Origin of the sequence: Bradyrhizobium denitrificans (assembly GCF_013179005.1) — a bacterium.
GTDB lineage: Bacteria > Pseudomonadota > Alphaproteobacteria > Rhizobiales > Xanthobacteraceae > Bradyrhizobium > Bradyrhizobium denitrificans.
The window spans coordinates 97426-103716 of record NZ_JABFDP010000031.1 but is presented as its reverse complement, the minus strand read 5'-3'; the positions used below and the strand labels follow the sequence as shown (position 1 = coordinate 103716).

Sequence of the window (6291 nt, the reverse complement as noted above, 5' to 3'; positions counted from 1 at the left end):
CGAACGAACTCAGATCTGGATAAAACTTGGGGGCAAGGTCATTGTCGCTGATGGGGCGGTGCCAGGATCGAACTGAAGGAAAGAGCAGCTTCGATCCTCCTGTCAGTTCGCGAAGCTCTTCGAGCGTGGCGAGCGTTTGAGGGGCGAGGGGCACTCGGTGCGGACGTCGCATCTTCATCTTTGCGGCAGGGATGCGCCATTCGGCAGCTTCCATATTGAACTCGGCCCATTCGGCCTTTCGGAGCTCTCCTGGCCGGACGAACATCAGCGGCGCCAGCCGCAGGGCGTATCTCGTGACCGCCTGTCCCTCGAAACCGTCGATCGCGCGAAGTAGGGCGCCGACTGCGTGGGGCTCGACGATCGTGGCGCGATGGGTCACTTTCGGCGTCACGAGAGCTCCGCGGAGATCGGCCGTCGGGTCGCGCTCAGCGCGGCCGGTGGCGATGGCAAAGCGGAATACGGCGCCGACGGTGCTGCGCGCTCGCGTTGCGGTCTCGTGCCGTCCGCGCTTCTCGATCTTCCGCAAGGCGTCAAGGATCTCGGGCGCCTTCAACTCGGCGATCGGGCGCTTGCCGAATTCCTGGTTGGCGAAGTCGAGCAGCCACTGCTTCTTCTTCAGCGTCGTCGGCGCGTCGCCCTCGGCCTCAAATTTCTCCATCAGCTCCTTGGCGACGGCTTCGAATGTGTTGGCGCGGGCAATCCTGGCCTGACGGCGCTCGGCCTTGCGCTCGACGGAGGGATCGATGTCCTCCGCCAGCAGCCTCTTGGCGTCGTCTCGTTTGGCCCGAGCGTCCACCAGCGAAACGATCGGATAGGGGCCGATGGCGAGCAGCTTCTGCTTGCCGTCGTAGCGATAGGCGAAGCGCCAGAGCTTCGATCCGGTGGTGGTGACGAGCATGAACAGCCCGCCGTCATCGGAGCGCTTGTAGTCCTTTTCGGCCGGCTTCAGGTGCCGGAAATAGGTGTCCGTCTTGGTCGGCATAGGTTCGATTCCACCCAAAAGTCGCGATACCAGCACCCCAGCAAGCTACCAGCGAGGATACCAACGGACGGGGCGGATACCAGCAAACCGGGGCGTACGACCGCGGCGGGCGATCGGCGGCTTTGCCTTGATTTAAAGGGAAAAACGGACGTCAGCGGATGAGGGCGGACGGTCAAATGGTGCCCCTGGCCGGAATCGAACCAGCACTCCTTGCGGAACTCGATTTTGAGTCGAGCGCGTCTACCAGTTCCGCCACAGGGGCATTCGCCTGAGCCCGTATTCAGGACCCCCAGCGAAGCGGGGCGGACTATAGCGGGCGGCGGGGCGGGGTCAACCCGCACGGACGTGATGGGCTCTCATCTCGACAGGTTTCGCGCCCGGGAGTAGGAGCCGGGGACGGCACGGCGCGAGGCCGGGTACAGCCCATGGGGGACGACCGATGACCAATACCTCTGTGATGGACCGCGCGGCGGCGGGCGCCATGAGCCCGGCGGTGACGGCCGCGCTGCTCGCGGCGGGCATCGCGGCGGCGACCTTGGCCGGCGCCTGGTACATGCAACTGGTCTGGGGCCTGCAACCCTGCGAGCTCTGCCTGAAGCAGCGCTGGGCCTATTATGCCATCGTGCCCCTGGCGGTGCTCGTCGCAGGTCTCGCCGGCCGCGGCGCATCGCGCGGGCTGGTGCTGGCCGGGCTCGTCCTGATTGCACTGGCGGCGCTCGGCAATGCCGGGCTTGGCGTGTACCACTCCGGGGTCGAATGGGGGTTCTGGCCGGGGCCGACGGAATGCACCGGCCCGATCGGCAATCTCGGCAGTGCCGGCAGCCTGCTGGAGCGGCTGGACAGCGTTCGCGTCGTGCGCTGCGACGAGGTGCAGTGGCGTTTCCTTGGCCTGTCGCTGGCCGGCTACAGCGTGCTGATCTCGCTGCTGATCGCGGCGATCGCCGGCTGGGGCATCACGCGGAAGCCGGCCGCCGCATAGCCTGATCTGAACGTAAAACGGGCTTTCCGAAAAACGCGATATTCAACAAAGGGATAGGATCTTGATGCGGCTCGACGTCATCGCGTCATGAGCTAGTCATCGACGTCCTCTTGCGGCCGCCCGAACAGATGGATGATGCCGGGGGTGGCGATCGTGACGAACACAAAGCGCGACAGGTGATGCGCGCCGACAAAGATCGGATCGATGTGCAGGGTCAGCGCCAGGGCCATCATCGCGTCCATCGCGCCTGGCGCGAACGCGACGATGGTGTCGGAGAAGCGCACATGGGTCACCAGCACGATGACGGTGACGAAAGCCGCTGAGATCGCAACCGCGATCGCGAACGAGCCGAGCGCCGCTTTGACATGGCTGAGCAGCGTCTTGACGCGCATGCGCGCGAAACGGCTGCCGATCAGCGCGCCGATGCCGATCAGGGCGATGCCGCGCATCCATTCCGGCAGGCCGCCCTCGACGAGGTCGGTGCCGTGCAGGATGCCGCTGGCGACCATGGCGCCGAACAGCCAGCTGGCCGGAAACTTGATCAGCTGCATCAGCATGGCGGCGACCAGCGATGCCACCAGCAGCGCCAGCAGGCCGAGCGACGAGGCGACCGGCTGGCCGAGCGAGACCGGGGCCGCTGGCGCGACGCCGGCCAGCGCCAGCACCAGCGGCAAGGCCGCGGTCAGGATGATCACCCGCAGGGTCTGCACCACGGCGATCGCGGGCAGGTCGGCGCCGCGCTCGACGGCCAGGATCGTGATCTGCGACAGCGCCCCGGGGCTGCCGGCGAGCAGCGCCGAGGTCCGGTCCCAGCCATGGACGCGCTGCAGATACAGGCTGGAGCCGAACGTGGCGCAGAAGGTTGCGAGCGCGAGCAGCCCTATCGTCAGCGGATAGGCACTGACGTGATTGATCAGCTCGCGCGAGACGACGGCGCCGATCGAGATGCCGAGCAGCAGCAGGATCGTTTGGGTCAGGATCGGCGGCATCGACAGCGGCCGTCCGGCGATCGCCGCGATCCCGGTCGCGATCATCGCGCCGGAGATCAACCCTCCCGGCAGATGTGCCACGAGAAAGATCAACCCGCCGGCGGTGCCGAGAGCGAGCGTCTCGAGCGCGCTCAGGGTCTTGGCGCGACTCGGCAGGTCGAAGGTCAGGGAAGAGATGATCTGGCGCACGCCGCCTTATGCCAAAAGCGCGGTTTGGGAACAATTCCCGCGGTCGCGGAGGCGCCATGCATTCCCGGCGCCGGCGATGCGGCCCCTCGCGGTCATTTCGGTTTGTCGGCCGGCGCCGCCGCTGCTGCTGCCGCGGCCTTGTCGCGCTTGCAGGCGGACCGGAATTTGCCCCGTGCCCGGCCCTTGAGCCCCTGGTCGTCGGCCTCCTTGGAGCACGCCACCGAGATCGCCCGACGCGCCGGCTTGTCCATGGTGGCGAATTTGTCGGTGGCCGCATCGGGCCGCCCCGGCAGAGCCAGGCCGGGTTGGGACGACGCGGGCCCCGCCGCCAACAAGACAGCGATCGCGGCGGTTGCAGCAGCCGCGCGGGCAGTGAATGTCATACTGAATTCCTCGAACGAAACGCGCGGGCTGGAGTCCGCCGATACTGAACCCTCAGTGAATGGAATGAGCCGGATCGGCGTGTGACGCAAATTATATTTTCGTTGCGGCACGGCCGGGGCTGCTTTGTCGCCCGCAGCTGTCTGGCTAGGATCGTGGCCCCATTCATCATGCTCCATAGGGAGATCGAGGATGAGTTTCTACGCAAAATCTTTGGTTGCGGTCACCGCTCTCAGCCTGGCTGCCTTTGCCGCCGCGCCGGCGAAGGCGCTGACCATGCAGGAATGCAGCGCCAAGTATAAGCAGGCAAAGGACGCCGGCACGCTCAACGGTCAGAAGTGGAACGACTTCCGCAAAGCCCAATGCGGCAGCGATTCCACGGCCGCGGCGCCGGCCGCGCCCGCGGCTCCGGCGGCCCCCGCCGCTGAGGCCAAGCCGGCCAAGGAGAGCAAAGCCGCGGCCAAGGAGGCCGCACCGGCCGCCGCGCCGAGCGGCCCGGCCGTGTTTCCGAATGCGGTGGATCCGAAATACGCCAAGGAGACCCCAGGCAAGGCGCGCATGCACACCTGCGTCGACCAGTACAATGCCAACAAGGCCACCAACGCCAATGGCGGCATGAAGTGGATCGAGAAGGGCGGCGGCTATTACAGCGAGTGCTCGAAGAAGCTGAAGGGCGCGGCCTGAGCAGAGCCCGATTTGAGCTTGCCGGCGGCCGGATGCATCATGCGCCGGCCGCCGCCGATTTCTGGAGAAGGTCGCCGCTTGCAATTCGCGCTGGCCTGACCAACAACATCGGCGATGATCGCAAGCCTCGGCCTCATCCTGCTGTGCCAACTGATCGGTGAAGTCATCGTCCGCAGTCTGGCCCTGCCGCTGCCCGGACCCGTGCTCGGCCTGGTCCTGCTGCTTGTGCTTCTGTTGCTGCGAGACAGAGTCCGGTTTCTGGCGATCGGCCCGCTCGCCACCGATAGCGACGCGGGACGGATCGAGGGCGTCAGCCGCGTTCTGCTCGCCAATCTGTCGCTGCTGTTCGTGCCGGCCGGGGTGGGGGTCGTGCAGAAGCTCGATCTCATCGCAGCCCATGGCCTCGCCATCGCGGTCGTTCTGCTGCTCTCGGTGGTGATCACTCTGCTGGTGACGGTCGCAGCCTTCGTCGCGACGAGCCGGCTGCTGGCGCCGAAGCGGGACCGGTCATGAGCGCGAACCCGTTCTCGCTCTGGGTCTATCTTGCGCAGTCGCCGCTGCTGTGGCTCACCGTCACGCTGGTGATCTACGCCGTGACGGATGCGGTATCGCTGCGCACGCGCAGGCATCCGCTCGCGAATCCGGTGTTGCACGCGATGTGGATCGTCGCCGCCTTCCTGCTTCTGACCGGCACGCCCTACACGACCTATTTCGCCGGTGCGCAATTCGTGCATTTCCTGCTCGGGCCGGCCACCGTGGCGCTTGCCGTGCCGCTCTACCAGAACCGCGGGATCGTGCTGCAGGCCATCGTGCCGATGCTGGCTGCGCTCATTGTCGGTTCGATCACCGCGATCGTGTCGGTGGTCCTGCTGGCCGAAGCCTTCGGTCTGCCGCAAGATGTCGTGCTGTCGCTGGCGCCGAAATCCGTCACGGCCGGCGTCGCCATGGGGATCAGCGAGTCGCTGCACGCAGATCCGTCGCTGACGGCCGTGGCCGTCGTGCTCACCGGCATCATCGGGGCGGTGATCGTCACGCCGCTGATGAATAGCACCGGCATCACCGATTTCCGCGCCCGGGGATTTGCAGCGGGTCTCGCAGCGCACGGCATCGGAACGGCGCGCGCGTTCCAGGTCGATGCGCTTGCCGGCACCTTCTCCGGTATCGCCATGAGCCTGAACGCGCTGGTGACGTCGTTTCTCGTTCCAATCGCGATCACGCTGTTGGTCCGGTGAATTTCGGGCTTGCCTTGGCGGCTCGGAAGTGAACCTGCTGCGGCCATGATCTCTGCGACTCAAGGTGTGCTGGGCCTGTTGTGCGGCGCGATGGTCGGGTTCTCGCTCGGTCTCGTCGGCGGCGGCGGCTCGGTGCTGGCGGTGCCGTTGATGGTCTATGTGGTCGGCGTGCCGGAGCCGCATATCGCGATCGGCTCCAGCGCGATCGCAGTCGCCACCAATGCCGCGGTCAACCTCGTCAATCATGCCCGCGGCGGCACCGTGATCTGGCCGATCGCGGCGTTGTTTGCTGTGGCTGGGATCGTCGGCGCGTTCGGCGGCTCGCTGCTCGGCAAGATGGTCGACGGCCAGAAGCTCCTGGCGTTGTTCGCGCTGGTGATGATGGTGATCGCCATGCTGATGCTGAAGACGCGCGCCCGCGTCGGCATTCCCGACGTGAAGATGAGCATGGCCAATTTTCCGGCCATTCTCGGCTTCGGGCTCGCCACCGGGACGCTGTCCGGCTTCTTCGGGATCGGCGGCGGCTTCCTGATCGTGCCGGCCTTGATGGCCGCGACGGGCATGCCGATCATGAATGCGGTGAGCTCGTCGCTGGTGGCCGTCACCACCTTCGGACTGACAACCGCGGCGAGCTACTCTTGGTCGGGGCTCGTCGCCTGGGATCTGGCCGGCCTCTTTATCGCGGGTGGGATCGCCGGCGGCCTTGCCGGCACCCGTCTGGCGCGCCATCTTGCCGAGCGGCGTGGCGCATTGAACGTGGTGTTTTCGATCGTGATCGCGGTGGTGGCGCTTTATATGCTCACGCGCAGCCTATTGCATATCTGGAGCTGATCTTGATGACACGCGGCCCATCGG

At 66.2% G+C, this 6291-nt stretch carries 8 protein-coding genes and 1 tRNA gene; 5 read left to right on the top strand and 4 right to left on the bottom strand.

The window, feature by feature from the left end; all coding sequences use genetic code 11:
- Together HL671_RS30155 and HL671_RS30150 are read right to left on the bottom strand one after the other, a co-directional pair.
- Window positions 1-982 (bottom strand): tyrosine-type recombinase/integrase (locus HL671_RS30155; protein ID WP_172241377.1); only part of this gene is annotated, 982 nt, incomplete at its 3' end.
- Between the two features lie 177 nt (window positions 983-1159).
- Window positions 1160-1244 (bottom strand) — tRNA-Leu (locus HL671_RS30150).
- 177 nt (window positions 1245-1421) lie between these two features.
- On the opposite strand from HL671_RS30150, the gene HL671_RS30145 reads away from it, so the two are divergent.
- On the top strand, window positions 1422-1961 hold the full coding sequence (locus HL671_RS30145; protein ID WP_246579733.1) for a disulfide bond formation protein B: 540 nt from the start codon (window positions 1422-1424) through the stop codon (window positions 1959-1961).
- A gap of 92 nt (window positions 1962-2053) precedes the next feature.
- Here the strand turns inward: HL671_RS30145 and HL671_RS30140 are convergent, their stop codons facing one another.
- Window positions 2054-3139: an AbrB family transcriptional regulator gene (locus HL671_RS30140; RefSeq protein WP_012041393.1), complete on the bottom strand. Its 1086-nt coding sequence runs from the start codon at window positions 3137-3139 to the stop codon at window positions 2054-2056.
- Window positions 3140-3231: 92 nt separating this feature from the next.
- Entirely contained in the window at window positions 3232-3522 is a 291-nt protein-coding gene (locus tag HL671_RS30135) for a hypothetical protein (protein WP_172241374.1), read from the bottom strand.
- A 190-nt stretch (window positions 3523-3712) separates the two neighbouring features.
- Between HL671_RS30135 and HL671_RS30130 the strand changes: the two genes are divergently transcribed.
- From HL671_RS30130 to HL671_RS30115, 4 genes are all read left to right on the top strand, one after another.
- Window positions 3713-4204 (top strand): hypothetical protein, encoded by a 492-nt coding sequence (locus HL671_RS30130; RefSeq protein WP_012041395.1) that lies wholly within the window; start codon window positions 3713-3715, stop codon window positions 4202-4204.
- A 114-nt stretch (window positions 4205-4318) separates the two neighbouring features.
- Window positions 4319-4717 (top strand): CidA/LrgA family protein, encoded by a 399-nt coding sequence (locus tag HL671_RS30125; RefSeq protein WP_012041396.1) that lies wholly within the window; start codon window positions 4319-4321, stop codon window positions 4715-4717.
- Complete coding sequence (locus HL671_RS30120) at window positions 4714-5436, top strand: LrgB family protein (protein WP_172241371.1); 723 nt, start codon at window positions 4714-4716, stop codon at window positions 5434-5436. The genes HL671_RS30125 and HL671_RS30120 overlap by 4 nt, the downstream gene beginning before the upstream one ends.
- Window positions 5437-5481: 45 nt before the next feature.
- Window positions 5482-6267: a sulfite exporter TauE/SafE family protein gene (locus tag HL671_RS30115; RefSeq protein ID WP_172241368.1), complete on the top strand. Its 786-nt coding sequence runs from the start codon at window positions 5482-5484 to the stop codon at window positions 6265-6267.
- Window positions 6268-6291 lie beyond the last annotated feature (24 nt).

Coding starts and splice junctions, on each gene's coding strand:
- HL671_RS30145 (WP_246579733.1), top strand. CDS start 1,422: ATGACCAATACCTCTGTGATGGACCGCGCGGCGGCGGGCGCCATGAGC.
- HL671_RS30135 (WP_172241374.1), bottom strand. CDS start 3,522: ATGACATTCACTGCCCGCGCGGCTGCTGCAACCGCCGCGATCGCTGTC.
- HL671_RS30130 (WP_012041395.1), top strand. CDS start 3,713: ATGAGTTTCTACGCAAAATCTTTGGTTGCGGTCACCGCTCTCAGCCTG.
- HL671_RS30125 (WP_012041396.1), top strand. CDS start 4,319: ATGATCGCAAGCCTCGGCCTCATCCTGCTGTGCCAACTGATCGGTGAA.
- HL671_RS30120 (WP_172241371.1), top strand. CDS start 4,714: ATGAGCGCGAACCCGTTCTCGCTCTGGGTCTATCTTGCGCAGTCGCCG.
- HL671_RS30115 (WP_172241368.1), top strand. CDS start 5,482: ATGATCTCTGCGACTCAAGGTGTGCTGGGCCTGTTGTGCGGCGCGATG.